This window comes from Paenibacillus sp. P2(2022) (assembly GCF_029522175.1).
GTDB lineage: Bacteria > Bacillota > Bacilli > Paenibacillales > Paenibacillaceae > Paenibacillus > Paenibacillus polymyxa.
In genome coordinates this window covers 661,927-687,895 of sequence record NZ_JAKWFI010000002.1, presented here as the reverse complement: position 1 = coordinate 687,895, position 25,969 = coordinate 661,927, and the positions used below count along the sequence as shown (strand labels likewise).

General features: G+C 46.2%; 26 protein-coding genes. 7 read left to right on the top strand and 19 right to left on the bottom strand.

Features of this window, described 5'->3' with window-relative positions; translation table 11 throughout:
- Window positions 1–25: 25 nt before the first annotated feature.
- The 6 genes from fabD to MMB75_RS10450 all read right to left on the bottom strand — a co-directional run bounded on the left by fabD (window position 26) and on the right by MMB75_RS10450 (window position 4,782).
- Entirely contained in the window at window positions 26–967 is a 942-nt protein-coding gene (fabD, locus tag MMB75_RS10475) for an ACP S-malonyltransferase (RefSeq protein WP_103042378.1), read from the bottom strand.
- Between the two features lie 81 nt (window positions 968–1,048).
- Entirely contained in the window at window positions 1,049–2,038 is a 990-nt protein-coding gene (locus MMB75_RS10470) for a beta-ketoacyl-ACP synthase III (protein WP_017427907.1), read from the bottom strand.
- Between the two features lie 8 nt (window positions 2,039–2,046).
- Entirely contained in the window at window positions 2,047–3,039 is a 993-nt protein-coding gene (gene plsX, locus MMB75_RS10465; protein ID WP_016819269.1) for a phosphate acyltransferase PlsX, read from the bottom strand.
- Window positions 3,023–3,619, bottom strand: coding sequence for a transcription factor FapR (gene fapR, locus MMB75_RS10460; protein ID WP_014599659.1), 597 nt, complete (start codon window positions 3,617–3,619; stop codon window positions 3,023–3,025). The genes plsX and fapR overlap by 17 nt, the downstream gene beginning before the upstream one ends.
- 277 nt (window positions 3,620–3,896) lie before the next feature.
- Window positions 3,897–4,070 (bottom strand): 50S ribosomal protein L32, encoded by a 174-nt coding sequence (rpmF, locus tag MMB75_RS10455; RefSeq protein ID WP_013370634.1) that lies wholly within the window; start codon window positions 4,068–4,070, stop codon window positions 3,897–3,899.
- A gap of 190 nt (window positions 4,071–4,260) precedes the next feature.
- Window positions 4,261–4,782 carry a YceD family protein gene (locus MMB75_RS10450; protein ID WP_017427905.1) on the bottom strand — a complete coding sequence of 174 codons (522 nt, stop codon included), beginning with the start codon at window positions 4,780–4,782 and terminating at the stop codon, window positions 4,261–4,263.
- Window positions 4,783–5,136: 354 nt separating this feature from the next.
- On the opposite strand from MMB75_RS10450, the gene MMB75_RS10445 reads away from it, so the two are divergent.
- A complete protein-coding gene (locus MMB75_RS10445; protein WP_025364636.1) occupies window positions 5,137–6,372 on the top strand; it encodes a nucleotidyltransferase in 1,236 nt (411 codons plus the stop codon).
- Here MMB75_RS10445 and MMB75_RS10440 read toward each other — a convergent pair.
- Complete coding sequence (locus MMB75_RS10440; RefSeq protein ID WP_025364635.1) at window positions 6,362–7,393, bottom strand: YlbL family protein; 1,032 nt, start codon at window positions 7,391–7,393, stop codon at window positions 6,362–6,364. The genes MMB75_RS10445 and MMB75_RS10440 overlap by 11 nt on opposite strands.
- A gap of 196 nt (window positions 7,394–7,589) precedes the next feature.
- On the opposite strand from MMB75_RS10440, the gene MMB75_RS10435 reads away from it, so the two are divergent.
- Window positions 7,590–8,873 carry a nucleoside recognition domain-containing protein gene (locus MMB75_RS10435; protein ID WP_016819265.1) on the top strand — a complete coding sequence of 428 codons (1,284 nt, stop codon included), beginning with the start codon at window positions 7,590–7,592 and terminating at the stop codon, window positions 8,871–8,873.
- On the opposite strand, the gene coaD is transcribed toward MMB75_RS10435, so the two are convergent.
- The 8 genes from coaD to MMB75_RS10395 form a co-directional block, all read right to left on the bottom strand.
- Window positions 8,836–9,357, bottom strand: a complete 522-nt coding sequence (gene coaD, locus MMB75_RS10430) for a pantetheine-phosphate adenylyltransferase (RefSeq protein ID WP_016819264.1) — start codon at window positions 9,355–9,357, stop codon at window positions 8,836–8,838. The genes MMB75_RS10435 and coaD overlap by 38 nt on opposite strands.
- Window positions 9,350–9,988 carry a 16S rRNA (guanine(966)-N(2))-methyltransferase RsmD gene (gene rsmD / locus MMB75_RS10425; RefSeq protein WP_016819263.1) on the bottom strand — a complete coding sequence of 213 codons (639 nt, stop codon included), beginning with the start codon at window positions 9,986–9,988 and terminating at the stop codon, window positions 9,350–9,352. The genes coaD and rsmD overlap by 8 nt, the downstream gene beginning before the upstream one ends.
- A 317-nt stretch (window positions 9,989–10,305) precedes the next feature.
- Window positions 10,306–10,428 carry a cyclic lactone autoinducer peptide gene (locus tag MMB75_RS10420; RefSeq protein WP_013370626.1) on the bottom strand — a complete coding sequence of 41 codons (123 nt, stop codon included), beginning with the start codon at window positions 10,426–10,428 and terminating at the stop codon, window positions 10,306–10,308.
- Window positions 10,429–10,433: 5 nt separating this feature from the next.
- A complete protein-coding gene (locus MMB75_RS10415) occupies window positions 10,434–10,949 on the bottom strand; it encodes an accessory gene regulator ArgB-like protein (RefSeq protein WP_016819262.1) in 516 nt (171 codons plus the stop codon).
- Window positions 10,942–11,574, bottom strand: a complete 633-nt coding sequence (locus MMB75_RS10410; protein WP_016819261.1) for a hypothetical protein — start codon at window positions 11,572–11,574, stop codon at window positions 10,942–10,944. The genes MMB75_RS10415 and MMB75_RS10410 overlap by 8 nt, the downstream gene beginning before the upstream one ends.
- A gap of 170 nt (window positions 11,575–11,744) precedes the next feature.
- Complete coding sequence (locus MMB75_RS10405; RefSeq protein WP_016819260.1) at window positions 11,745–12,863, bottom strand: acyltransferase family protein; 1,119 nt, start codon at window positions 12,861–12,863, stop codon at window positions 11,745–11,747.
- 164 nt (window positions 12,864–13,027) lie between these two features.
- Complete coding sequence (locus tag MMB75_RS10400) at window positions 13,028–14,845, bottom strand: APC family permease (RefSeq protein ID WP_013370622.1); 1,818 nt, start codon at window positions 14,843–14,845, stop codon at window positions 13,028–13,030.
- 193 nt (window positions 14,846–15,038) lie between these two features.
- Window positions 15,039–15,875, bottom strand: a complete 837-nt coding sequence (locus MMB75_RS10395) for an AraC family transcriptional regulator (protein ID WP_016819259.1) — start codon at window positions 15,873–15,875, stop codon at window positions 15,039–15,041.
- A gap of 137 nt (window positions 15,876–16,012) precedes the next feature.
- Here MMB75_RS10395 and MMB75_RS10390 point away from each other — a divergent pair, with 137 nt between their 5' ends.
- The 3 genes from MMB75_RS10390 to MMB75_RS10380 all read left to right on the top strand — a co-directional run bounded on the left by MMB75_RS10390 (window position 16,013) and on the right by MMB75_RS10380 (window position 20,170).
- Entirely contained in the window at window positions 16,013–18,040 is a 2,028-nt protein-coding gene (locus tag MMB75_RS10390; protein WP_016819258.1) for a beta-galactosidase, read from the top strand.
- A gap of 67 nt (window positions 18,041–18,107) precedes the next feature.
- On the top strand, window positions 18,108–19,334 hold the full coding sequence (locus MMB75_RS10385) for an MFS transporter (RefSeq protein WP_016819257.1): 1,227 nt from the start codon (window positions 18,108–18,110) through the stop codon (window positions 19,332–19,334).
- Window positions 19,335–19,543: 209 nt separating this feature from the next.
- A complete protein-coding gene (locus MMB75_RS10380; protein WP_016819256.1) occupies window positions 19,544–20,170 on the top strand; it encodes a BclA C-terminal domain-containing protein in 627 nt (208 codons plus the stop codon).
- Between the two features lie 73 nt (window positions 20,171–20,243).
- Here the strand turns inward: MMB75_RS10380 and MMB75_RS10375 are convergent, their stop codons facing one another.
- A complete protein-coding gene (locus tag MMB75_RS10375) occupies window positions 20,244–21,074 on the bottom strand; it encodes a DegV family protein (protein WP_016819255.1) in 831 nt (276 codons plus the stop codon).
- Window positions 21,075–21,499: 425 nt separating this feature from the next.
- On the opposite strand from MMB75_RS10375, the gene MMB75_RS10370 reads away from it, so the two are divergent.
- Window positions 21,500–22,021: a hypothetical protein gene (locus MMB75_RS10370; protein WP_016819254.1), complete on the top strand. Its 522-nt coding sequence runs from the start codon at window positions 21,500–21,502 to the stop codon at window positions 22,019–22,021.
- Window positions 22,022–22,109: 88 nt separating this feature from the next.
- Here MMB75_RS10370 and MMB75_RS10365 read toward each other — a convergent pair whose 3' ends face one another.
- The 3 genes from MMB75_RS10365 to MMB75_RS10355 form a co-directional block, all read right to left on the bottom strand.
- Complete coding sequence (locus MMB75_RS10365) at window positions 22,110–22,691, bottom strand: NAD(P)H-dependent oxidoreductase (RefSeq protein ID WP_016819253.1); 582 nt, start codon at window positions 22,689–22,691, stop codon at window positions 22,110–22,112.
- A 72-nt stretch (window positions 22,692–22,763) separates the two neighbouring features.
- Window positions 22,764–23,186: a MarR family winged helix-turn-helix transcriptional regulator gene (locus MMB75_RS10360; RefSeq protein ID WP_016819252.1), complete on the bottom strand. Its 423-nt coding sequence runs from the start codon at window positions 23,184–23,186 to the stop codon at window positions 22,764–22,766.
- Window positions 23,187–23,377: 191 nt separating this feature from the next.
- Window positions 23,378–24,529 carry an iron-containing alcohol dehydrogenase gene (locus MMB75_RS10355; RefSeq protein ID WP_016819251.1) on the bottom strand — a complete coding sequence of 384 codons (1,152 nt, stop codon included), beginning with the start codon at window positions 24,527–24,529 and terminating at the stop codon, window positions 23,378–23,380.
- A 246-nt stretch (window positions 24,530–24,775) separates the two neighbouring features.
- On the opposite strand from MMB75_RS10355, the gene MMB75_RS10350 reads away from it, so the two are divergent.
- A complete protein-coding gene (locus tag MMB75_RS10350) occupies window positions 24,776–25,810 on the top strand; it encodes a stalk domain-containing protein (protein ID WP_045243871.1) in 1,035 nt (344 codons plus the stop codon).
- Window positions 25,811–25,969 lie beyond the last annotated feature (159 nt).

Here is a 25,969-nt window from a genome sequence, read left to right as displayed (position 1 = left end):
CCCGTAAAGGTAATCATTAATACTTTTAACGGGCCTCTAGGGCTTCTGTTATAGAAGCAAACGACTCCAGGCTACTCATGTTATACAGCTTAACCGTTTTGTCAATTTTTTTAACCAGTCCGGTCAAAACACTTCCCGGTCCGAACTCAACAAAGGTGTCCACCCCTTGTTCCAGCAGCCATGCTACGCTGTCTTCCCATAGTACCGGGGAATAGACCTGTTCCACCAACAGTTGGCGAATTTCACTTCCCTCACGTACAGGTTTTGCTGTCACATTGGTCACAACCGGAATCTGGGCTTCGGCAAATTTCACAGTCTCCAATTTATCGGAGAGCTTATCTGCCGCTTCCTTCATCAATGACGAGTGAAAAGGTCCGCTGACCTCCAAAGTAATAGCACGCTTGCCGCCTGCTTCCTTCACACGTTCAGCGACGGCAGCTACGCCCGCCTGTGTACCGGATACAACAATCTGTCCGGGACAGTTGATGTTGGCCAGTTCAACCAGTTGACCAGATTCCGTAATATCACGGCACAATGCTGCCAATGCTTCACGATCAGCGCCCAGCACAGCAGCCATCCCGCCTTGTCCATCAGGAATGGCCTGCTCCATAAACTGACCACGTGCACGAACAGTCTCAACTGCATCCTCAAATGTGAGAACACCGGAAGCCACTAGAGCACTGTACTCTCCTAGACTGTGCCCAGCCACATAATCAGGGCGAATGCCCTTTTCCTTGAACGCCTCATACAACGCAATGCTCGCCGTTAACAGCGCAGGCTGCGTATTGGATGTTTGCTTCAAGGCTATGTCAGGCCCTTCAAAGATCAGTGTGCTTAGCGCGAAACCCAAACGTTCGTCCGCTTTACGGAATACTTCTGTTGCAGCCGGAACTGCTTCATAAACATCTTTAGCCATACCTACAGCTTGTGAACCCTGACCGGGAAATATAAATGCCGTTTTGCCCATCGTGCATGCACCTCTCTGTATCCAATGCTTCTTCTGTAAAACACCAGACAAATTCAATATTATATCAAATCTTCCACTTAATTACCAGATAAGAACCGACGCACCCCAAGTCAAACCGCCACCAAAGCCCACCATTAGTATACGGTCGCCTTCCTTCATGCGGCCTTCCTCAGCTGCTTCCACAAGAGCAAGAGGAATGGATGCTGCGGATGTGTTCGCATATTTATTAACATTAATAACTACCTTTTCCTCTGGCAAATCCAAACGTTGCATTGCTGATTGGATGATTCGGATATTGGCCTGATGCGGAACGAACAGATCGATGTCGTCTTTGGACAACCCAGCTTTTTCCAACACATCAACCGTTGCTGTTCCCATAACGCGAACCGCGAACTTGAACACTTCGCGTCCATTCATGTAAATATAGTGCTGTTTATTTTCCAGTGTGTCTGCACTCGCAGGCAAACGTGAGCCCCCAGCTTCCAACTTGAGCAAGGTGCCTCCAGCGCCTTCAGCCCCCAGATCAAAGGATTGGAATCCTCTACCTTCAGGTACTTCACCAATCACTACAGCTCCTGCTCCATCTCCGAAAAGAACGCAGGTGTTGCGGTCAGTATAATCTGTAATCCGGGAAAGGCAGTCTGCACCAATGATTAATGCATTGTTATAAATACCTGTCTTAATGAAACTCGTTGCCGTAGCCAGCCCGTACACAAAACCCGAGCATGCAGCAGACAAATCGAAAGCCGCTGCGCCTTTGGCCCCCAACTTATCCTGAAGAATGCAAGCAGTTGACGGAAACGCCATATCTGGTGTAACCGTAGCTACTATAATCAGGTCCAGATCTTGTGCCGTCATACCCGCAGACTCCAACGCCTTAACTGCTGCTTCATAAGCCAAATCAGATGTAGCCTGCTCAGGAGCAGCAATATGGCGCTCCTGAATCCCTGTACGGCTAACAATCCACTCATCACTTGTTTCAACGATTTCTTCCAAATCTTTATTGGTCAGAATTTTCTCAGGTACGTATTTCCCTGTTCCGATAACACCAACCGGCCGTAATTTATTCATATCGTCACTCACTTCCTGCTGATTTCCTTGGATATACTTTCCACCAACCGGTTTTGCAAGGCCGTACGAGCCTGCCTTACCGCATTTTTGACGGCAATGCCATCAGACGAACCGTGACTTTTTAAGACGAGTCCGCTCAACCCCAACAAAGGAGCCCCGCCGTGCTCTTTATAATCGAGTTTCCCTTTCAGACCCCGAAGTTCAGGCATAATCAAGGCTGCCGCAAGCTTGGTCTTTAAGGATTTGGTGAACTGCTCTTTAAGGAGAGAAAATATCGCTCCGGCTGTTCCCTCTAGCGATTTTAGCATAATGTTTCCGGCGAATCCGTCGCACACCAGTACATCACAATTCCCGGTTAACACATCTCTGGATTCAACATTCCCCACAAAATTGACAGGTAACTGCTCGATAAGAGGATACGCCAACTTTGTTAGTTCATTGCCTTTTCCTGCTTCAGTCCCAACATTCAGCAGACCTACCCTTGGAGAAGCCACTCCGTGAACTTTCTGACGATACAAGCTCCCCATCAGTGCATACTGGGCAAGATGTTCAGGCTTAGCATCCATATTGGCCCCCAAGTCCAGCGCCAGAATACCTTGATCATCAATCGTCGGTATCATCGGCGCAAGAGCAGGACGCTCAATGCCCTCCATTCTTCCAACCACTAGTAATCCTGTAGTCATTAGAGCGCCTGTATTACCTGCGGAAATCATGGCATCCGCTTCGCCTTCTCTAACCATTCGACCCGCTACGACCATGGAGGCATCCTTTTTACGCCGCACTGCCTTTACAGGTTCGTCCTGTGCATCTATCGTTTCGGACGCATGGCGAATGGTGAGGTTCGTCGGCAGCGCCCTCCCGTTCAAAACCGCTTCAATCCGTTCCCGGTCACCAACCAGCGTAATGTCTGTATCCTTCCATTCCGCCGCCGCAGATAACGCGCCCTCTACTGTCGCCTCAGGAGCATTATCTCCTCCCATGGCATCAATGGCGATCCGCATGCTGACTTCCTCCTTCGCTATACTCTTCCTCCGTGGAGCGATAAATGACAAAGTTGCCTTGGAATACCATTTCTTCTCCTACGTAAGCAAACACTTCCACTTTGGCCTTCCCTTTTTGTTCTGGATTTGAGCGTACATATGCCTTGGCAATACATTTTTCACCCAAATGAACCGGACGAACAAAGCGAATATCCGCTGAAGCGGTCAATGCTATCTCATCGTTAATTACGGCAACGGCCAATGAATTGGCCTGTGCAAACACATAATGTCCTCGCGCAATGCCTGTACGTGAAAAAGTATGTTCCTCTTTGATTTCAAAAATCGAAATACCACTTCGATCCAACTGGAGATCAACGATGTCCCCAATTACTTCATGTAAAGGCAAGGAACGAACCTGATCGTAGGAGCGTTCAGCCATCAGCTTTAGCCGCTCCCGTAATTCTGGGATTCCCAGTTCCATCCGGTCCAGCCGAATGGTCTGAATGCTTACCTTCAACTGTCTTGTCAATTCCTGATCCGTCACGAACGGATTATCATCAATTAATTGAGTCAGCCGTTGCTGTCTCTGTCTCTTCGGCAAACGTTCGATATCAGTGACGCCTCCTTTCCCTACAGTAAACTGCCGTTCAACCGACAGTTCAAGATTACTTCACGTTCTAACGGCTAAATTTCAAGCCGGTTTGTCTTCTTGTATGTATAAAGGAACCCTTTAGGACCTTCTTTCTTAGAACCTGGTACTAAAACAGTATATAGCATGCTGACGCAAAAAGAAAGCATGCTGATAAAAAAAGTAGCGCCTCACTGTAGTGAAGCGCTACTTTCTCTGCGAATATTCCAAAGAATCCGCTTATCGGACATTATTGAGAGATGATCTCTCTAGCTTTGTACGTTCCGCAAACTTTGCACACATGGTGAGCAAGTTTCAATTCGCCGCATTCGGAGCATTTCACCATACCTGGTACTTCCAGTTTAAAGTGAGTACGACGTTTGTCGCGACGAGTTTTGGATGTTCTCCGTTGAGGTACTGCCATTATTCCCACCTCCTTAAACAGATCAACCCCGCATGACGGGTATGACTTCTTATCTCATTCAAGACCGAAAGAAAATGCCAAAAGACAATGATCTTACAGCCGGTGAATCAAGCCTGCAACATCCACGTATCGGTTCAATAACTTCCCGGCACAAGCGGATGATGATTTTTTTCAGAATTGAACTCAATTCTCATTTAAAAAAATCCTTAAGCCCTGCCAGACGCGGATCAATCTTTTCCGTATCACTATCGTTACTGTCGTCGGAGCCAAGGCTCCAGTCTTGTCCGGCCGCTGGCGCGATCCCCTGACAATCCTCACTGCATATAGGCGCAAACGGCACATGCAGTACAAACAGTTCTTCACAATACGGTGCAATGTCGAAGGAATCCTCCGTCACTGCGATAAAATCGCCATCTTCATCCTCCTCTTCAACATTTGAAGATGAGGTTTGCTTAAACCGTTCACGAAATTCAATATTCAAATCCTCGTGCATCGGGCTCAAACAGCGGGAGCAAAGCATGTCCAGACCTGCGGTCAACGTGCCTTCCACACTCATCGAGCCTTGACCCAGACTAACGGCGACCAAGTCGGTCTCCAGCGGGGAAACGGCTGTAACATCAGCACGATCATCCACCAATTCACTCACATTAAGAGATTCACGGATAGGAAAGGGACCGTCACTTGTTGCTACTTTGCGAAAAAATAGTTGCATCACTATCACTCCAAACAAACAAAAATTATTATACCGACTGATCGAGTCGTTTGTCAACACCTTTCACTTTACACCACTTACAAATCCATCGATTTTCCAATGGTTCGGCAAGATCTATGCGGATGCAAAAATGTGTTGTATTTATCATGTACCTGTGAGTATTCGTACCCCCGCCACTCTTCGTGTACAATAATGCGAGTATAAAGCTTTTTGCTCCAGGTCTCAATGGTCTTGTTCAAGTGCATGATGAAATATCAGATAGCTGCCCTGAAAACATGCATTCGCTAGTAGTAAACCACTCATTCAAAATAGTTATCAAATAAGCTACTTCAAGAAAGGAGCCGACATACAGTCTTGAAAACACTCGGTATCATTGTAGAGTATAATCCCCTACATAACGGACATGTCCATCACTGGAAGGAGTCTCTTCGTATCACTGGTGCACAGCGAACGGTGGCTGTGATGAGCGGTCCCTTCCTTCAACGAGGCGAACCCGCGATTACAGACAAATGGTCACGCACCGAAATGGCACTTGCTATGGGGGTAGATCTGGTTCTGGAGCTGCCTGTGGCCTATGCTGTCCAGCCCGCAGAATGGTTTGCCCGCGGCGCGGTGACCCTGCTCTGCGCGACGGGCATCGTCGACGCGCTCTGCTTCGGCAGCGAGAGCGGAGATATCGCCCCGCTGCACACGCTGGCCCGCGTGCTGGCGGCAGAGCCGGCCGAACTCAAGGCCGGCATCGCCCAGCGCCTGAGCAAGGGCGCAAGTTATCCTGCCGCCTACGCAGGAGCCGCAGCCGCGCTGGCGGCCGAAGGAGCGGACGGTGCTGCGCTCGCCGCTCTCATGCAGCAGCCCAACAACACGCTCGGGCTGCATTACTTGATTGCGCTGGAACGGCTGGGCAGCACAATCAAGCCCTTTACGGTGGCCCGCACGGGATCGGGATACCATGAGACGGTGGCGCCTGCGGACGGAGTCATCGCCAGCGCCACAGCCATCCGCCGTCTGCTGCTGGACGGCGGGCCGGAGGCCGCGTCGCCGTACGTACCTGCGGCGACCCTGGAGATTTTGCAGCGCGAGTGGCAAGAAGAACGTGCCCCGCTGCATTGGGAAGCGTTCTGCCAGCCGTTGCTGAACGCCCTGATCACGCGTAGCCCGCAGCAGCTGGCGGAGCTGCACGAGGTCACCGAAGGGCTGGAGCATCGCCTACAGCAATCGCTGTACACGCTGCCTCATCCCTCTATGGAGGCCCTGTTTGCCGCTGTCAAGACAAAGCGCTATACTCGTACAAAGCTTCAGCGGATGTGTACACATATTTTGCTGAATCATGCCAAAGCTGATATGACTCCCACTGAGCTGGCGAAAGGTCCCGGCTATATCCGCGTACTCGGCTTTAATAGGGCTGGACGCGACCTGCTGGCGCGAATGAAAGACACCGCCACCCTGCCAGTATGGGTCAAGCCGTCTGCCGGATCACATGCCCATCTGGACTGGGATACTGCCGCAGCCGCCATACATGCAGCCGGGATGCCGCGTCCCGCCATACGTGACATGTATGCTGATTACTTGCGACCACCCCTTATGGTTTAATAGGCAGCTTTTCCATATAATTCAGCGCATCGCCAAGCTTGCGAACCGGGACAAGCTTCATCTGGGTTCCGATTTGCTCTGCTTTGGCTTTGGCCTCTTTATAATTATCCGCCGGGACGAAAAACAATTCCGCACCCTGACGGTCAGCAGCGACGATTTTATACTTGGCGCCACCAATCGCTCCAACCTGACCGTCCTTATCAATAGTACCCGTACCGGCTACACGATATCCCTTACTTAAGTCACCTGGCGTCAACTGGTTATAGATTTCCATAGTAAACATCAAACCTGCCGAAGGTCCGCCGACATCCGTGGATGTAAAATAAATCGTTTTACGTCCATCCTTTGGCTCTACCTTCTGTACTGTAGCAATACTGACACCAAACCCGGAACGTTGTTTTCTCGTCTCACTGTCCGTGATGGTTGTTAATGGAGCTTGCACTGCCAGCAACTTTCCATCGCGCTTTAGCTTCACTTTAGCCAGCGTTCCGGGTTTCTCATCCTCCAATGCCTTCCGAATGGAATGATTATCAGTTACCCTCGTACCGTTTAACTCTAATATTTCATCTCCGGGCTCAAACACGCTGTTCGGTCCCGGAACCTTAAATACATACACATAATCCGGCACAATGCGATAGGAAACATGGGCACGGGTATAGGCAGCCTCCATCGCGGAAGATTGGGAATCCCCCATATACCATACCTGCTCTGCTGCATATTCATCTTCACTTCTGCCATGCAGACGATCCTCTTTGCGCTGAATCTCCGAGTTGCTGTCCAGTTTGGACATAGCTAGCATGATGACATTGGCATATCGCGCCGATACCGTCGTCATCATAAAGCTCCCCCGTTCGTTGCTATCACCTTCCTGTACTTTAACCATCGGTTTGATCTCGTTTGCCCCACCTGGTCCATAGATCAGATAAGGGGTTGGCATATAAACCAGCACATAGACCATTGCAGCCAGCATTAAGACATAACCGGTTGTAAAAAAGGCTCTTTTCCGGTTAATTCGCATCATTGCTTCTCCCCCTTGCAGCCTAACTTCTCTTATCTTACCCAAGTGCCTCTGCACCACCTGTTCTCAAGCCTTCCAAAAAAGCATACATTGTTTACGACAACATGTACGAGCAACCTATATCCAGACAATGAAGGTGAATAACGCTGGAGACAGTATCCGACTCTCCTTAGTATATTTATGAGAGGTGAAATCTTTGATGCAAAAGGAAGCCCGCCCTGCTCCTTACTGGACAACCTTGCTGCTTGGCCTCGGAGCCATTTTGCTTGTAATGGCTATTGTTGCCTCACCAGAAGAAGTATTTCAAGCCTCTACCCAGGGACTTAAATTATGGTGGAGCATTATTTTCCCGGCCATGCTGCCTTTTTTGATGCTATCTGAAATGCTCATCGCCTTTGGTCTGGTACATGGTCTAGGTGTTCTGCTGGAGCCGTTCATGCGATCCTGGTTTCGGCTGCCGGGACGAAGCGGCTGGGTATTGGCCCTCGGTCTAACTGCGGGATTCCCAGCTGCTGCGGAAGCGGTACGCCAATGGGCACAACAGGAGGATATGACCGCGCTTCAGCTTCGACGTCTGACCGCTATCGCTCATTTCTGCAATCCGATTACGATCCTGCTCGTCATTGGCACAGGACTGCTGCACAATGCTGCTGTAGGTGGGCTGTTACTTGCCGTTCACTGGATTTCCGGGCTGCTGGCAGGCTGGATCACAGCCAGAATACCTGATTCGTCCAGAAAATCGAAAAAACGGGAAACGCCAGCTGCCATCCGGCGCGCTTCTGTTTCCCGCACTACCACCTCCCTGATCCGATCCGCATGGGAAGCTACCCGCTCTGCCAGAGAACGGGATGGCCGCAGCTTTGGAAAACTGTTAGGCGAAACCGTATCCCATGCTGTACAGATGCTGATGGTGACAGGTGGATTCATTATTTTCTTTTCCGTACTGATTCGGCTGCTGACCTTATACTCAGGTCAAGGAACGCTTTCTATGGTGTGGCCTGCCTGGATGGAAATCCATCTGGGTTCCTATGAAATCAGCCGCCTGCCCTACGATCTCCGTACACAAGCAGCGCTGATCAGTGCTGTGTTGGGCTGGGGCGGCTTGTGCGGCTGGCTTCAAATTACCGCCGTCACCAAACCTTCCGACAAGGGCATCACCTTCACCTTATCACGAGTGCTACATGGGATCATTGCTTTTGGACTAACCTTGGCGGCATGGACTCCGCTTAGCCACATTGTCAGTAATACAATTCCTGCTTACGTCAGCCGCAGTTCTGTATCTTCTTTTGCCGAAAGTGTAAATGATTCCGGATCGCAATCTGTCATGGCCGGAGCCAGCAGCTTATTAACACAAATAGTAGGAACATCCATGTACCCCTGGCAACTAACCGTACTGTCCGTTGTACTTCTGAGTACGATTATACTTGCTCTGCTCGCCGTTTCCTTTATGACTTCATGGTGGAGCCACCGCGATTCGCGCTAACCTTGGCACGCAGTGCGTCTTCCACCTCTGGTGACACCAGATCTACGACCTTGCCATCAAAATGCGCAATTTCCTTCACCATACTGGAACTCAGATATGAATAAGCCGGGTTGGTCATCATAAAGATCGTTTCCGCATCCGGGTTCAGCTTATGATTTGTAGAGGCTAATTGGAGTTCATATTCAAAATCGGTCACTGACCGAATTCCTCTGACAATAACCTGAGCCCCTTTTTGGCGTACATAATTGGCTGTCAGATCACGGAAGCTGTCCACTTCAACGTTTGGAATATCGCGAGTTACCGTACGTAGCAGCTCCATTCGCTCCTCAAGTGAAAACAGCGGATTTTTACTAATATTGTTAAGAACCGCGACGATCAGTAAATCAAACTGTCGGGCCGCTCTTTGAATAATATCCTGATGCCCCATCGTCACGGGATCAAAGGTTCCCGGATATACGGCAATACGTGGTTTGTGCTCAATCATGATGGTCCTCCCCGTCTGATTCGGTGATGCCGAATTTGACCCCTTCGGCTTCTGTATGTTCTTCGGCGTCTGACAAAGCATCATCAAAGTGATAAATGGATAACGCTGTTTCACCATAGACCGCTTTTCTAACCTGTTCAAACGGTCCGAAACTTATCGGATACTCATGTCCCGATTCATACTCCAGCACGATGATTGCACCTGAACGAAGCAAGTCCAACTCGGCCATACGGCTCATCAATTCATCCCCGTGCTTGAGACGATAAGGCGGGTCCAGAAAAACAGCATCAAAAAGAGCTCCACGTTTTGCCAGCGCCTTAAGCGCTCGTCCGGCATCATTGCGGAACACTTCTGCCTTTCCTTCCAATCCAGTTTTTCGCAAATTTTCTTTAATGACATCAATGCTTTTGGATTCCATATCAATAAAAACTGCCTTGTCCATTCCCCGACTAAGCGCCTCTATACCCAGGCCGCCACTGCCAGCAAACAAATCAAGCGCGACTCCTCCATCAAAATAAGGACCTATCATGCTAAATAGCGCTTCCTTGACCTTATCCGTGGTCGGTCGCGTCCCGGTGCCGGGAACTGCCTTTAACGGCCTTCCTTTGGCACTACCCGATACCACTCTCACGCTGAAACTCACCTATTTTCTATATGTGTTCATAACCATATAAAGATTATGACGTTATCGTACCACATGCATCGCCGTTTGAAAAACTTAGTGATGAAGCAGGTATAAAAAACCATCTCCTGGGCATCCTTAGGATATCGGCATTCAACCAATGTCGTAGACAACCGCGGAGAAGACTTACGTTTCCCCATAAGCTCTTCGTCCGGTTTCTCCTCTCCCATTCGGGCGCTCTTTCGTAGAGCGCCTGTTTTTTTTGCATAAAAAGAAGCTGCTTTATAGCAGCTCTATGTATTATTTTTTTCTATTCTGCATTTTGCTTATTTCAGCAGTTCCTCGGGTGTATCTCCTTGATAAACATACACATAACTTGCCACTGATACAGCAAAAGTCGCGAACATAGACAACGATGTGGCTAACCCGTATACTACTTTTTTCATCATTCCACTCACCTCCTTCCCCGGATTAATGTTAGGCTTTGAACCAAAAAAGCAACAGCCACTACAGAAGAACCTATTACAAAGTTAGTACATACAAGCAAGGAAGATAACAATCGCAAGAGGGGATAAAATCGCACTGGAATGCGCGACTGCTTTTCAATTCTGGACGGGGCAAAGCATAAAACAAGAATGAGAGCGATTCCGGTAAACAGGTTTGTCAACCCATTATTTAAGGAAATGCAAGATATGTATGTAAAAGCTACAGAGGTCACCAGCACACATGCCATACCCGTTTTCAAGTGAATACCACCAGATACTTGGCGCAGCAAGGCAAAAGCGACGAGAATCGTTACAGCTTCGACCATCCGCCCCGTGAAGAATGAGGCGAATAGTGTCAACACGATGATCATAGACGCATTCAGAATGAGAGCAAGTGCGTATTTAAGTACTGGGACGGAGGCCGGATGATCAGGCACAGTACGTTTAATCTGGTTAGCAAGTTTGAAAGCCATCGTTTCAATCATCTCGGTATTCCTTTCCGACTGCATAGTAGATAAAAAATCCCGATACCAGTGCAAAAAATATCATACTCAACCATACCTCACTATAGTAAAGCACAATAGAGGTTGAAATGAGAGACAGAATGATCAGTGTGATGACAATGCCATATTCCTCTTTGAACTTAAGCTTTTTGAAATTTGGGGAAAAGCCGATCTCTTTTCGATACAATATAAATGAAATAAGTAGTCCTGTCGCTGCGCTAACCACTTGTAACAGATAGCCCTTCAAGGATCCGTTCTGCAGTTCAGCAACCGGCAGGTTACCGAACATAGCTTTCAGGAGTACCGACTGAATAACGGCATATGCAAAATAACCGGTAACTGTCATAATACCTGACCAAACAATCGGAATCTTCACCACCGTAGCAAGTAAAAAAATAAAAAGCAGCATATTAATGACAGGTACTAAATAGGAGAGTGAAAATTCCTCTCGGAGCAAATAGCTTTGCAGGTTCATAATCAGATTCACAAAAATAGCCTGCCATAGATAAGGAGTCATTCTAACTTTAAAGATACTGAGAATCAGCGCAAAAACAGCTACTCCTTCCAGTGTAGAGAAAAGTAAAAAGCCAAGTGGCTCCAAAAGCATACGTGCATCTCCTTTACAATTCCAACAAACCTCATCGGTGTATTCAAAAACTTGGATGTACATCGAATATAAAGGGCTGGGAGCTACTTTTCAAGAGGTCTTTTCAATAATTTCGTAGATTTATTCAAGCACTTCAACCAAATGTTATCTGATGCTGCTTCAAGTTGCAACTAGGCAACACTTTCTTTGACCGAATCTTCCTGCTCGCGTACAGATTTTATACGTGATATAAGCTTTTTCCCCAATCGGATGCCGGGCTGTTCTATCCACGTGTAGGTAAACCAGGAAAGTCCGACGGTGAATAGCAACGTCATGATGAACAGAAGTGAGAGGCTGACTAAGGGAGCAAACAGTAATTTAATCTGTACGATTAGTCCCAGGACCAGCATATGCGTCAAATACATGCTGTAGCTGAGGCGGCCGATCCATGACCACGCGCGATTAAGTAGCCATTTCGGCTGCCAATGATACAAAGCATACGCCCCTAACAGCAAGCCGACACCTATGAGATAATCCGTCATACCTCCAAAAAACGCAAACAGCACAGTAACAAGCAGAAGCGCCCCACTGAGCGGGTCTACATTTTTCCAATGACGCTCGTCTTTCCAAATGAAAAACAACAATATCCCCAGCCCAAAGACAGGCAACTGATTCGGAAACCATAAATACAAATAATGCCTCCATAAAGATTGATCACTAATCAATGGATATTGAGCAAACACCGTATTTAACCCGAAGCTTGCCACAAGCACCATCACGACAAACCAAGTCGCATGGCGAACCGATCGAATCAACTTAAATAAGAGGGGGATAAATAGATAAAACATGCATTCCACCGCAATGGACCATTCCACACCGATAATGCTGTTGATCCAATACGGATTGAGACCGTTCAAAAACAGAGCATGGGCTGCAATATTAGTGACAGTAACTCCCTCCTGATCTCCAAGCCAAAATCGCGGACCTGTCCCATTTACAACTAAATAGATTCCTAACATCATGTAATACAAGGGTGCAATCCGAAAAAAACGACGCAACAGGTAGGCCACCATTCCTTCTCTCTTGTCACTCGAACGCCTGCTCAGAGATAGAAACAGCGTAAAAGCGCTAGCCATATAAAATAAAGCGACTCCTTTGGCTCCTATGCTCAAGCCTTTTTGCAACCAACCGTTTAATCCGTCCACATACTGACTGACATGCACAAGTAACACTCCGATAATCGCCAGCGCCCTTAGCGTATCTACAAATTGCAACTTATCTTGTTCTATCTTCCCCTTGTCTTCGGGCATCGTATCCCTCCATAACAATTCTTGATGATACGTTTTGTATCCATAATACACAAAATGTATCACCCAAGTAAATATCCCCATTATGTAAAAAAACACCCTCCGACCGCACCAAGATGCGGTCAAAAAGTGTTGATTTTATCATACTAATGAGTATTAATATGGCTTTATTTGTTTAAATGAAAAGGTACGGTCGTTACGATGACGTCTTTGTAATTGATTAAATAAGCTCTCATCAGCAAACTGGTCTGATTGTGCAGTATATTTTCCCACCAGTGTTTAGTGATAAATTGTGGAATGAGAACTGTGATATGGTCCTCGTCTGCCTTTTTCCACTCTACTGTATCGATGAACTTGCGGAGCGGATTAATGATGCTGCGATAACGGGATCTCAGCACTACTAAACGTATACCTACATCCCACTCTTCCCACTTCTGTTCCATTTTTTGAATCGCTTCATCATCCACACCCACATATACAGCAACCACATTGTCCGACAAGGTTTTGGCATAGCTGATGGTATTCATAACGACTCGTGTAATGCCTGCCACCGGAATAATAATCGTATTGCCTTTGACCATAGGTTTGTCCTTCGTGATATCAATGCGCAGTTGTTCAGCCGTATTTTTGTAATGTTTGTTGATCTTCATAAAGAAATACAGTACCAAAGGCAGGAAGATAAAGACTACCCACACCTGGCTAAACTTAGTGAAGATAAAGATGAGCGTAATCGACAGCGTGGTTAGCATCCCAACCGTATTAATAGCCAGCTTGACGACCCAGCCAGCAGGTTTGAGCCGAATCCATCGAATCATCATACCAAGCTGCGACAAGGTAAACGGGATAAATACCCCTACAGCATAAAGCGGGATGAGATTTTCGGTATTGCCACCAAAAACGATGACCAGCAATGCCGAGAAGATACTCAAAAATAGGATACCGTTAGAATAGCCGAGTCGATCTCCACGAACCATAAACATATGCGGCATATATTTGTCCTTAGCGAGCATAAAAGCGAGCAACGGAAAGGCTGAATAGGCTGTGTTGGCCGCCAAAAACAAGATAAGCGCCGTCACACCTTGAATGATGTAGTACATCACACCGCGCCCAAAAGTGGCATTCGCAATTTGCGAAATGACTGTTTCTTGCGGATTAGGACGAACACCGTACCAATAAGCCAGCAAACTAATTCCGATAAACATACAGCCGAGAATCAAGCCCATCATCATCAATGTAGTTGCCGCATTTTTGGCAGCAGGCTTGCGGAAGTTCGGAATGGCATTGGAGACAGCTTCTACACCGGTTAGCGCCGAACAGCCCGAGCTGAATGCTTTCAGTAAGAGAAACAGACTGACGTTGGATACCGTAGCTCCAAATTGCGGCGCCGCCGCATGGGCTCCTCCTGCCAGATAGTGAATGATACCACTAATAATCAAAACAAAAATGGCAACAACAAATAAGTAAATCGGTATCGCCAGCACCGAGGCAGATTCCGTCACCCCGCGCAAATTCATAATAGTCAAAAAGATAATCATCACCAAAGCAATTGCGATCCGATGATCATGTAACGATGGGAACGCCGATGTAATGGCATCTGTACCTGCCGATGAGCTAACAGCTACCGTTAGAATATAATCGACCAGCAGAGAGCCGCCTGCAATCAGACTTGGACTCTTTCCCAAATTGTCCTGTGCGACAATGTAGGCTCCCCCACCACCAGGGTAGGAAAAAATGGTCTGTCTATACGACAGGATCAGGATGATAAGCAAACCCAACACCGCAATGGATATAGGGATGGAATACCATAGGGCAGCGAAGCCCGCTGTAATTAAAACCAGCAGAATTTGCTCCGTGCCGTAAGCTACAGAGGACAATGCATCTGAGGACAGAATGGCCAGTGCCTTGAGCTTATTCAGTTTCTCATCTTCAAGGGCCGTCGACTTTCGCGGACGACCGATTAATAACCTTTTGACTTTACTCAGCATTTCGTTGACTCCTTCTTTGGATGAGGGTTTTGCAAAAGAACTATGAATCGTATATTTATTATGTCACCTGCACATCAGATTGATGAAACAAATGAACTATTATTTTATACTCCCTCATCCAGAAAAAAACAATAAGGAATGCTCCCTAAAAAGAGCATTCCCGAGTAAGAAAGAGTATTTTGATAAAATACCCTTATGTATACAGTATTTTGAACCTTTCAGGCGTAATTCCTTCCGCTCGGCGGAATGTTGCCACAAAATGACTGACATCTCGGAAGCCTACGCGCTCCGAAATCTCCTTCACCGTTAATTGCGGATACTCCGTCATCATTTCCTTCGCCTTCCGCAACCGAATTACAATCAGATAAGCATACGAAGTCACACCGAACGCTTGCTTAAACAATGTATTTAAATGACGAGCGCTGACATTCATCATCACGGCCATATCCCTTAAACCCACATCTGGGCTGGCATAATTTTGCTCCATAAAGGTCAGTACAGGGGTTAAACGTTCCACATTATGAGAAAGGGAAGGCATCGAGCTATGTTGTCCATGTTTACGCAGCAGAGTCAGAAAACGGTACATATTGGCCGAAGCATCTAATCCAGACAAATCACGTTCACTAACCATGGAGTGTAGCATGTTTTCCCCAAAGCTGTGCAGCTCGCTATCCGGATCCCAATGATACCCTCGCGTATGCTTCAATCCGAGTACAGTCAATACAGCAGCGGCGATGGGTCCGTCAAATGTGATGTATAACGTTCGCCATACCTTGGTCGCCCGTCTGTATGCATGGGCTTCGCCTGGCAGCAGCAGGACCCCGGACTGCTCGCCCAAACGGAAGGTCCCCCCTTTATATGTAAACATCCCCTCACCAGACACCGTCTGAATCCAGTGAAAACATGGATAGCCCTCTGGACGGGACACATCCTCCTGTCTGCTATTAAATCCGATACTTTCAATAAAAAGAGGTAAAGAGTGCTCACGAGTAGTCAGGAAAAATCGCAAATGATGGGGAGTCAAAATCATAAAAAGCACCTCCGGCGTATGCGGTATTTATGTCTCATGTAGATCCATATTGTTATATACATGTTCATTTTATTATATTTAAAAGCATTAATTTGTATTATAAGATAGGATTATTCTTATATACAGAGGTGATTGGCATGATAAGCAGCAAACTTCCTAAAGTATTTTACGGTGGGGATTACAATCCTGAGCAATGGGATGAGGCCACGCATCAGGAGGATTTACGGATGTTCAGTCAGGCCGGCATTGATATCGCCACACTCAACGTTTTCTCATGGGCTAAAATTCAGTCTGATGAAATCACATATCATTTTGAGTGGCTAGATCAGCTAATTGATAATCTTTATGAAAGCGATATCTTCGTTTGTCTAGCTACTAGTACGGCAGCGCATCCTGCTTGGATGGCTACCCGTTATCCTGACATTCTTCGGGTCGATGCTGACGGGCGTAAGCGAAAATTCGGTGGACGCCATAACTCTTGTCCGAACAGCCCAACCTATCGGAAATACGCGGAGCAGATGGCTGACCGACTTGCAGAGCGATACAAAGACCATCCCGCGATCCTGGTGTGGCATGTTTCTAATGAGTATGGCGGGGATTGCTATTGTGACAATTGTGCCGCAGCGTTCCGAGTGTGGCTTAAACAAAAATACGGATCACTGGAAGAGCTAAACCGGGTGTGGAATACTTCCTTCTGGGGTCACACCTTCTATGATTGGGATGAAATTGTACCTCCAAATAATCTAAGCGAACATTGGGGAGAAAATCACTCCACATTCCAGGGTATATCCCTCGATTATGCGCGCTTCAATTCAGACAGTATTCTGGATTGCTACCTGCTGGAATATAACGCGATTAAAAAACATATTCCCGATGCCGTGGTAACAACCAATCTGATGGGCTTTTTTAAGCAACTGGATTATTTTAAATGGGCTAAGCACATGGATATAGTATCTTGGGACAGTTATCCCGGAGCTAATACCCCGATAAGCTATACGGCGATGGCGCATGATCTGATGCGCGGCTTGAAGGATGGGCAGCCCTTTATGCTGATGGAGCAAACACCGAGCCAGCAGAATTGGCAGGCGTATAATTCACTTAAACGGCCTGGTGTTATGCGTTTATGGAGTTATCAGGCTGTAGCACATGGCGCGGATACGGTCATGTTTTTCCAGCTTCGCCGCTCGATCGGTGCTTGTGAGAAATTCCACGGGGCTGTAATTGAGCATGCCGGGCATGAGAACACACGTGTATTTCGCGAGGTGGCACAGCTTGGCAGCGAGCTTGGTGCTTTAGGCAACACGCTGCTTGACGCAACTGTTCATGCCAAAGTAGCTATTTTGTTTGATTGGGATAATTGGTGGGCTTTGGAAAAATCAAGCGGCCCTTCTGTCGCCTTGAAATACTTAGATCAGGTGCATAAGTATTATGCTACCTTCTTCCGGCGCAACGTACAGGTAGACATGATTTCTGTGGATACAGATTTCCAAAAATATGATCTCATTATCGCGCCTGTACTCTACATGGTCAAGCCGGGTACTGCTGAGAAGCTGGAACAATTCACAGAGCGTGGCGGCACCTTCCTAACGACCTTTTTCAGCGGCATTGTAAATGAAAACGATCTGGTCACAACCGGAGGATATCCTGGTAAGCTGCGTAATCTGCTCGGGATCTGGGTGGAGGAAATTGATGCGCTTCTGCCTGAATCACACAATCGCATTATATTGAAAGAAAAAGTGGGCGTATTAGAAGGTGAATATAAATGTGGGTTGCTCTGCGACTTGCTGCATAGCGAAGGAGCCGAGGTGCTGGCGAAATACGGCGATGATTTCTATCAGGGCATGCCAGTGCTGACACGCAATCGTTTTGGTCAAGGGGAGGCGTGGTACGTCGCTTCCGACCCTGAGCAACCTTTCCTTGATGGTCTGCTGGGCTACATTTGTGAGCAAAAAGGGATTTCATCCCTGCTGCGTGCTCCTGCGGGCATAGAAGCCACTATGCGGTCCAAAGATGGAAAGTCTTATCTATTTGTTCTGAACCATAATGCCCAGACACAGCAATATCATCTGGATGACCAAAAAGGAAAAGAACTAATCAGTGGGAAATTCCTGGAAGGAGATATTTCTATTGAAGGCTATGGCTTTCAAGTACTGGAGCTATCCTAATGATTCAAATCTGACTTATACCATTCACTTTACTGCATGAAGGTAATTAGTACCAAAGGAGTTAATCATGAAACGACTGCTATGGATCGGCAGCTTGTCTTATTTTTTAATTGGTCTAGCCCATGTGGTTGTAGGCTCCCTACTGCCCGTGTTGCTAGAGCATTACGGTAGAAACTATACGGATGGCGGAAGCCTGATATTTGCTCAATTTTCCGGCTTTCTGGCTGGAGTCCTACTGTCACCGTGGCTTGCCCGGACTTTTGGCAAACGCCGAAGCCTGATATTTGCCCTCCTCCTGCTATGTGCGGCTGAAGTGCTATATTCACTACTGCCGCCTTGGGGCTGGCTATATGCCGTCGGGGCAGTAGCCGGATTTGGCTTCGGCATGGTAGAAGCAGTCATAGGTACTATTGTTATTGGGGGTATTACCCAAGGAACGGGCGCGGCTATGAGCCGTCTGGAAGTCTTTTTCGGGATCGGCGCCTTAGCAATGCCGGCTATCGCCAGCCAATTCATTGCTCTAGGTTGGTGGCGACTGGCATTCCCCATCATCTCCTTGTTTGCAGCCGTAGCCACTATAGCCTGGCTGCGCGGGTCCTTTGGCACAATGGACGCTCTATTGGACGAACAAGAACACCGAGGTGACTACCATAAGCGTGCCACTAATTCACTGGAGTCACCTACCGTAAAGGCTTCTAAAAGCAGCCCTATAGGCAATTGGAGGCTCCTTGCATTATTTATCGTTTTTTTCTTTATCTACGTAGGAACAGAGATGAGTCTGGCCAATTTCCTGCCCTCCATGTTCATCGAGCGACTCGGTCTCACACAAGCCGAAGCAGCACTCAGCGTCACCTGCTTTTGGTTGGCAATGGCCTTTGGACGGTTGTTCACAGGCTACATTGCCGATCGATACGGCTACGGTGTCTTTGTCGCTCTGAGCTCACTGGCAGCGACTCTGCTGCTGTGTGTGTTCCCGTTGATCCAAGGCACTGCTGGTGCCTTTGTCCTTATCGTACTGCTGGGACTCGGCATGTCAGGCATCTTTTCCATCGCTCTTGTTTTTGCCAGCAAAATGATGCCAGGTACAGAAGAATCGACGACCAGCCTGCTTATCGGTGCAGGTGGAGTCGGAGGGGCCCTGCTGCCCCTATGGCTTGGAAACAGTATGGATCGTGGAGGGGCAGTTGCTTCAGCTTGGTTACTGGCAGTATTTGCTTGTATCCTGTGCCTGCTTGGCGGTATCCTGTACGCCCTATATGTGCGAAAAAAGCGGCTTCAAACCGCTTCATCATGATATAAGCTACTACTGGCACCCCAAAAGTATCCTTAGTTGACAACCAAGGATACTTTTGGAGGTGCTTTTTACATACTAGACGAATGTACCTTGTACAGAAGCCTGTTTTTAGTCAAAATAGATCGTTTCCTATGAAACACAGGACAGATATCTATGCCTCCTCTAGATGAATGGAGTACTATACAACAAACCATATGGAGGTGTTTGTATTGGGTCGTCCAAAATTGAACCAAAAAAAAGGCCGTAAAAAAGATGTTTTTATTCGTGCCTGGTTTGATAAGCTAGAAAAAAAGTTTGAGGAAATGCCCCCCAAAAAAAGAAGCCGCTCGAAACGGAAATCGTTTGGTAAAGACATCATTGTCAAAAAGCAAGTTGTACGTGTGAACATTAATCATGATGCTGAAGGGGATTCCAGAACCACAGGTGATATAGCGCAGTTCGGTTACATTTATAATGTGAGGCCCCAACTCGTTTCGATTGAAGGGGAGGTCATGTTCGATACGAACGGCATACTTACACCTGGAATTGCTCACCTTCCAGGGACTACACAAATTGCTGTAGCCGATGCAGGAAAGTATGAAGTCCGCTTTTCGGTGTCGGGTGTAGAACCTAACCAATTCGCCATCTTTATTAATGGCGTACTGGCTGAGGGAACCGTGTACGGCTCAGGAGCGGGAACACAACAGAACACCGGGCAAGCCATCCTCGCCCTGGCATGCGGTGATGTCCTTACTCTGCGTAACCATAGCTCTACTGCTGCTGTTGCCCTGCAAACACAGGCCGGAGGAACTCAAGCCAGCATAAACGCCTCTGTTCTCATTAGAAAATTGGGATAGGCTTAGACTCATGAAAGCCCCAATATACTAAAAAGGGTTTATCCATCGCACGAGGATAAACCCTGAATACTTTTTAAAAGGCGATAATGATCCCTTTGTCATTGGCATACATTGAACTAATTCCCCTGGTGGGCACAATATGAATATCTTTAAATTGATAGCGGTTCTTCAAGGTATTCATTAACTTTTGCGCCAGTCCGGGATTATTGCAATGAGTAATAACGATGCTTTCTCCTTCGGTACTTCGACCACTTTTTTCAATGGTATCTGCCAACTTTTCAATGATTTGATTTTGACCACGGGCTTGAGTAAATAATGCGATGTTTCCGTCACCATCTGAACCTAAAATGGGCCTGATATGCAAGAATGAGAGTATCTTTCCAGTAATTTTATTCATTCGTCCGTTCTTGACCAAATTATCCAAATTCTCTAAAACAAAATAGGTTTTCATCTTGCTGATAAAGCTCTCCAGGGAAGAGATAATTTCGCTTTTATGATATCCTTCGTCGATCAGCTTGCGTAGTTTTAAAGCTAACAAGAGTTGCCCAGCCGATGCGCTTTTCGAATCGAATACATGAACATCCGCTCCCTCTTCTTCCGCCATATCCTTTGCTACCAACGCACTGGAATACGAGCTGGACAGGTTGCTGGATAATGTAATGGCAAAAGAAGTATGCGCGCCTTGAAAGGCTTCCTTATACAGCATAGGTGATGGTGATGCGGAACCAATCTTGGTTGTACAGGCTTTCATTTCTTCCATAAACTGAGGCAAGTCCAATGTGTCATCATCTATGAAGCATTTTTCACCCAATGTCATGTTTAATGGAATCGTAGTTACTTGCATCTCTTCTTTAAGCTCTGTCGTTAAGTCGCAGCAACTATCTGCTATGATTTTATATCTCACCCAGTACACCCTCACATTATGTTATTTTTCACTAGAATCCGCATTCATCATATTCAAGGAAAGCTCAATTAACTGCATCAGGCATTTCCATTGCCACATCGCCTTTTTCCTTATTCCCGTAAGCGCTGCCGTAATTCTTATTCTGAATACATGCAGGTAATCACTGAGTAAGGAAAATTAATTTCATTATCTCGACGTTAAACTAAATATGGATACTATGTACTATAAAGAATTGCCAACGATAATAACAATGAAATATTTGTGAATTATTATACTTTCCCCCTACACCTTCAGAGGTCTCTTAGCCCAAAACAAAAAAATTCTTTAATCTCATTCATCGACTCGTTACAATTAAATAGTATACTCCAATATTTGCGATAAAATAAACCATGCTAATCTCTGTGATAGTAAGGAGTCTTCAAACTATGCTTAAGCTAATCTCCAAAAAAAGCTTCATTATATGTATTGTTATCCTGATCGCTTTAACGGCATATTTCACAAAAGATCTATGGACGGAGATGTCGGTAAAATCAACGGATCTATCGGAATTGACAATAAACCATATTCCACTAAGCAAGAATATTGCGGAGATTGATTTGACTGCTTATAGAAAGAATCCGGATTTTAACGATAAACACACGAAAGATGCCGATCACAGATATTTTGAAAATTTCTTGATTGTCTATAGCTCTAGTGGAGAGATTATGAAACTGCAAACCTTGTCCGAGAGTGAATTTTCCAGTATCGATGGTCACAAGCTTCAGAAACTTGATGATGTAAAAAATAAATTGGGTAACCATTTCGTGGATCAAAGCTACGACTCCGCCCAAAGCCTAAACGCCTTAGTATATTATGACAAAACAAATCATACAAAGGCTAGTTTTGTATATCCCCATAATAACAAGCAGGATCAGATCGTTGTCTGGACTATATTAGAAAAGTATTAGCACTTATAAGAAAAGGCCAACCCTCAAATGCTGGTTGACCTTGTCGTTTAAAGAATGTCCTACGCTTCTGAACGAATATGAACTAACTTTACAGCACTGTTTTAACCGTGTCTTGTACTTGTTTCAGCAATCCTTTATAACCGTCTTCATCAAGGTAGCCGATACTTCCAAGCAGCAAGTGGCCAACCGATTCAATTCCAACGAAATCAAAAATTCCTGTATCTGATGTGAGCTTCAATCCTGTGGTCATACCGATTTCATCGTAGATCGCGTTGGGAGTACCATGTGTATTCACGATAAACCCTTTTTTACCTGTAAGCAGCTTATTAATCCCTTCTGTACCAGCCGTATAGGCAAAGCCGTATGCAAATACACGATCAACATAACCTTTCAAGATCGCAGGAAGTCCTGTCCACCAAATGGGCGAAATAAACGTAATCGTATCGGACTGCGTGATATACTCCTGCTCTAATTTGATATCAGCCGGTGTTTGTCCAGCTCTCATCGCAGCAGTATCCTCAGGTTTTAATACCGGTTGAAAATTAAGAGCGTATAGATCGCGTACAACGACTTCGTCACCTTTTTCCTTCAAGGTGGTTACAACCGTTTCCAGTATCGCGTGATTAAAGCTTTCAGCGTTAGAGTGAGCATAGATGATAAGATGTTTCATTTTCATGACCTCCAGATGTTTTATTGTTATTTTGGCATTTGTATAGATATCTATACATTTGTTTAAAAAAATTTAAAACCTGTTTTTTACATGCTCCAGCAGATATTCCAGTTGTTTTTGTTCCTCGTCTTTGAGACCCCCATAGATGGTTTCTTTTAATTTATAGGAGATCGTCTCAAATATAGGCTCCAGCTCTTTTCCCTTTTCGGTAAGATAGATCAGAGTAAGCCGGCTATCCTCCCTTTCTTTTTTCCTCTCCACATACCCCAATTTTACTAGCTTGTCGATCAAAACAGTGACTGTGGGCTGCTGACGAGCAATTTTTTGCGTCAATTCCTTAATCGAAAGTCCATCCGTTTGATACAGAAACATCAGTATTCCACCATGGGTAGGTACAATTCCTTCAACTCCATAGGATTCGAGCTCAGATACAATTAATTTATTGATCGAGTCCCTAATGGTTCCTACAAGTGCAGCTGCATTATTTTTTAACATACAAGCATTATTGCATAGACATCTATACAAATCAAGTATTCAGTCAGTCTGATCGGATTTTCACGTATGAAATGCTTCAAAGAATAAGATTTAAGTCTGTTATAATAAGAATGCAAAGGGCCGTCCCTGGTGTTCTTAATCAGTTCCTGGGACAGCCCTTAAAGTATATAACAAAATAATAGCAGTATGATTTATAGAATTTTCTTAAACATTTCGATAACTTGTTCTTTGCTAGGTATGAACGGATTGCCCGGAGCACAAGCATCCTTCATGGAGTTTTCGGCAAGCAAATCTAAATCCACCTCATTTACACCTAGTTCAGAAAGTTTGGCAGGAATCCCTACTTCCTTCGACAGGTCTTTGATTCTTTGAATTACATAGTCCGCGCATTCTTTATCCGTTTTCCCCTTATCTTCAAAACCGATTACCTTAGCGATGGCACGAAACTTCTCTGGTACATGCTTGGCATTCTCCTCCTCCACAATCGGCAGCAGCATGGCATTGCAAACCCCATGAGGCAAATCGTATACGCCGCCTAGCTGATGGGCCATAGCATGGACGTAACCCAACCCGGCATTATTAAATGCAAGTCCTCCCAAGAAAATAGCGTAAACCATTTGTTCACGTGCTTCTATATCATGACCGTCGCTCACTGTACGGGCCAAGTTGTTAAAAATAAGTTCTACTGCTGCCAACGCGGTCGCATTTGTAACAGGATAAGAACCCGGAGTAACCAAAGCTTCAATGGCATGAGTCAAAGCATCTAGTCCTGTAGCTGCCGTTAATGCGGCGGGTTTGTCTACCATCAGTTCAGGGTCGTTGACTGAAATCGTAGCTACGCTATTCTTGTCAACCATAACCATTTTGACTTTGCGCTCTTCGTCCGTAATGACATAATTGATTGTAATTTCTGCGGATGTTCCTGCCGTTGTATTAATGGCGACAATGGGCAGCGATTTATGCTTGGATTGATGAACGCCCTCATACTCCGTTATATGTCCCCCATTGGTAGCAATAATGCCAATTCCCTTGGCCGTATCCTGTGGGGATCCTCCACCAATAGAAATTAAAAAGTCGCAGCCGTTGTCCTGTAGAAATTGAACGCCATCATGTACGTTTTTACAGGTTGGATTGGGCTTGACCTCATCGTATACTACATAGTTCAAGCCAATATCATTCAGCAAGGATGTGACCTTGCCTGCAATTCCACTCTTCATCAGAAACTTATCGGTCACGACCAGTGCTTTGTTTAAATGTAGTTCTTTTATATAGGGTCCAACTTCATGCAAACAGCCTTTTCCCATCAGATTGATAGATGGTACAAAAAATACATGTGCGCTCATAAAAATCTGCCTCCTAAGGATTCACTTTTGATCCCTCGCTAAATACAGAACTACTCTAAAGTGAAACATTTCACATTTGTAATTCTATCTTTATTTAATTTTGATGTCAACATAAAAACACAGATATGATTTTGTTTTATTTTTGTTTATTTTGGTTTTTGAATTAATCCAATAATTGGTACACAACTAATCGGAGGCAGTCTCGTACAACTTAGATGAACAACTTAACAACGAGGTGATGACAGCATGACAATCAACAAGAAAGTAGGGCTGGCTCTGCTGGCCGTATCACTGCTGCAAGCAACCCCGTCTTACGCCAAGTCGGCGCCGCTAACTCCAGTAACAACCGTTTATGTGGATGACCGCCCGCTTGAGCTTACTGCCCAACCGCTACTGCTAGACGGGACAACGCTCGTCCCTATGCGTCAGTTGTTTGAGGCGCAAGGAGCTGTGCTTTCCTGGAACGGAGCCAGCAAAACCGTAACAGCAACCAAAAACGACACGACGCTGACCTATCGTATTGGAGAAGTTGCTGCCACCCTCAACGACAAAACGCTGTCCCTGAACGTTCCCGGACAGATTGTTAAGGGCAACACAATGATTCCACTGCGTTTTGTGAGCGAAGCACTCGGGAGCACAGTGAAATGGGACGCTCTAACCCGAACGATCCGAATTGCCTCTAAAGAAGACTTTTTCACAACGATTCTTTCTGGAGTCAACTTGCGCAGCAAACCAGATTCATCAGAAGCTTCTCCTTCCCTGCGGCTTATTCCAACCGGTGAAAAGGTTCATGTCATCCGCGAGGTTAATGCTCTCTGGCTGGAAGTACGCACTAAAAACAACCTGACCGGATACATATCGGCTAAACCAAAATACAGTGATTACACCAGCACTTCTCTAGCAGAACGGCAGGGTGATGAACTGATCGCCTACGGGCAAAAATTCCTTGGTACCCCTTATAAATTCGGCGCAGCAACCGGACAGACAGCGACCTTTGATTGTTCCTCATTTGTAGGGGAAGTGTTCCGACATACGCTCTCTATCGACCTCCCCCGTGTCTCTTACGATCAGGCAAAAGAAGGCCGGGAGGTGGGGCTGAACGAACTGCGCAAAGGTGACCTGCTGTTCTTCAGTGCGCGTGGGCTGGAGATCGGCCATGTGGCGATCTATGCAGGGAACAACAAATTGCTGCATACTTTCTCCAAAGAGCGCGGCGTTCATTTTGATACGTTTGACGATAAATGGAAGAAACGTTTCGTAACAGCCCGTAGACTGTTTTAAGACGGACTGGATAGCCAATAACAGTAGCTAATCCAGTACCACATTCAATTTTTTCTGTTTGCCTTTTGCCGGACGCCTCCCTTGCGGTTTGCGTTCAGGCGGCAAAAGGATTGATTCGTTCCCCTTATTCAACACGTAATTCGATCCTCTTCTTTAACA

Bases quoted from the DNA above. Each gene is read 5' to 3' on its own strand.
- fabD (WP_103042378.1), bottom strand. From the start codon at position 967: ATGGGCAAAACGGCATTTATATTTCCCGGTCAGGGTTCACAAGCTGTA.
- MMB75_RS10470 (WP_017427907.1), bottom strand. From the start codon at position 2,038: ATGAATAAATTACGGCCGGTTGGTGTTATCGGAACAGGGAAATACGTA.
- plsX (WP_016819269.1), bottom strand. From the start codon at position 3,039: ATGCGGATCGCCATTGATGCCATGGGAGGAGATAATGCTCCTGAGGCG.
- rpmF (WP_013370634.1), bottom strand. From the start codon at position 4,070: ATGGCAGTACCTCAACGGAGAACATCCAAAACTCGTCGCGACAAACGT.
- MMB75_RS10450 (WP_017427905.1), bottom strand. From the start codon at position 4,782: ATGCAACTATTTTTTCGCAAAGTAGCAACAAGTGACGGTCCCTTTCCT.
- MMB75_RS10440 (WP_025364635.1), bottom strand. From the start codon at position 7,393: ATGATGCGAATTAACCGGAAAAGAGCCTTTTTTACAACCGGTTATGTC.
- MMB75_RS10435 (WP_016819265.1), top strand. From the start codon at position 7,590: ATGCAAAAGGAAGCCCGCCCTGCTCCTTACTGGACAACCTTGCTGCTT.
- coaD (WP_016819264.1), bottom strand. From the start codon at position 9,357: ATGATTGAGCACAAACCACGTATTGCCGTATATCCGGGAACCTTTGAT.
- MMB75_RS10420 (WP_013370626.1), bottom strand. From the start codon at position 10,428: ATGATGAAAAAAGTAGTATACGGGTTAGCCACATCGTTGTCTATGTTC.
- MMB75_RS10415 (WP_016819262.1), bottom strand. From the start codon at position 10,949: ATGATTGAAACGATGGCTTTCAAACTTGCTAACCAGATTAAACGTACT.
- MMB75_RS10410 (WP_016819261.1), bottom strand. From the start codon at position 11,574: ATGCTTTTGGAGCCACTTGGCTTTTTACTTTTCTCTACACTGGAAGGA.
- MMB75_RS10405 (WP_016819260.1), bottom strand. From the start codon at position 12,863: ATGCCCGAAGACAAGGGGAAGATAGAACAAGATAAGTTGCAATTTGTA.
- MMB75_RS10400 (WP_013370622.1), bottom strand. From the start codon at position 14,845: ATGCTGAGTAAAGTCAAAAGGTTATTAATCGGTCGTCCGCGAAAGTCG.
- MMB75_RS10395 (WP_016819259.1), bottom strand. From the start codon at position 15,875: ATGATTTTGACTCCCCATCATTTGCGATTTTTCCTGACTACTCGTGAG.
- MMB75_RS10390 (WP_016819258.1), top strand. From the start codon at position 16,013: ATGATAAGCAGCAAACTTCCTAAAGTATTTTACGGTGGGGATTACAAT.
- MMB75_RS10385 (WP_016819257.1), top strand. From the start codon at position 18,108: ATGAAACGACTGCTATGGATCGGCAGCTTGTCTTATTTTTTAATTGGT.
- MMB75_RS10370 (WP_016819254.1), top strand. From the start codon at position 21,500: ATGCTTAAGCTAATCTCCAAAAAAAGCTTCATTATATGTATTGTTATC.
- MMB75_RS10365 (WP_016819253.1), bottom strand. From the start codon at position 22,691: ATGAAACATCTTATCATCTATGCTCACTCTAACGCTGAAAGCTTTAAT.
- MMB75_RS10360 (WP_016819252.1), bottom strand. From the start codon at position 23,186: ATGTTAAAAAATAATGCAGCTGCACTTGTAGGAACCATTAGGGACTCG.
- MMB75_RS10355 (WP_016819251.1), bottom strand. From the start codon at position 24,529: ATGAGCGCACATGTATTTTTTGTACCATCTATCAATCTGATGGGAAAA.
- MMB75_RS10350 (WP_045243871.1), top strand. From the start codon at position 24,776: ATGACAATCAACAAGAAAGTAGGGCTGGCTCTGCTGGCCGTATCACTG.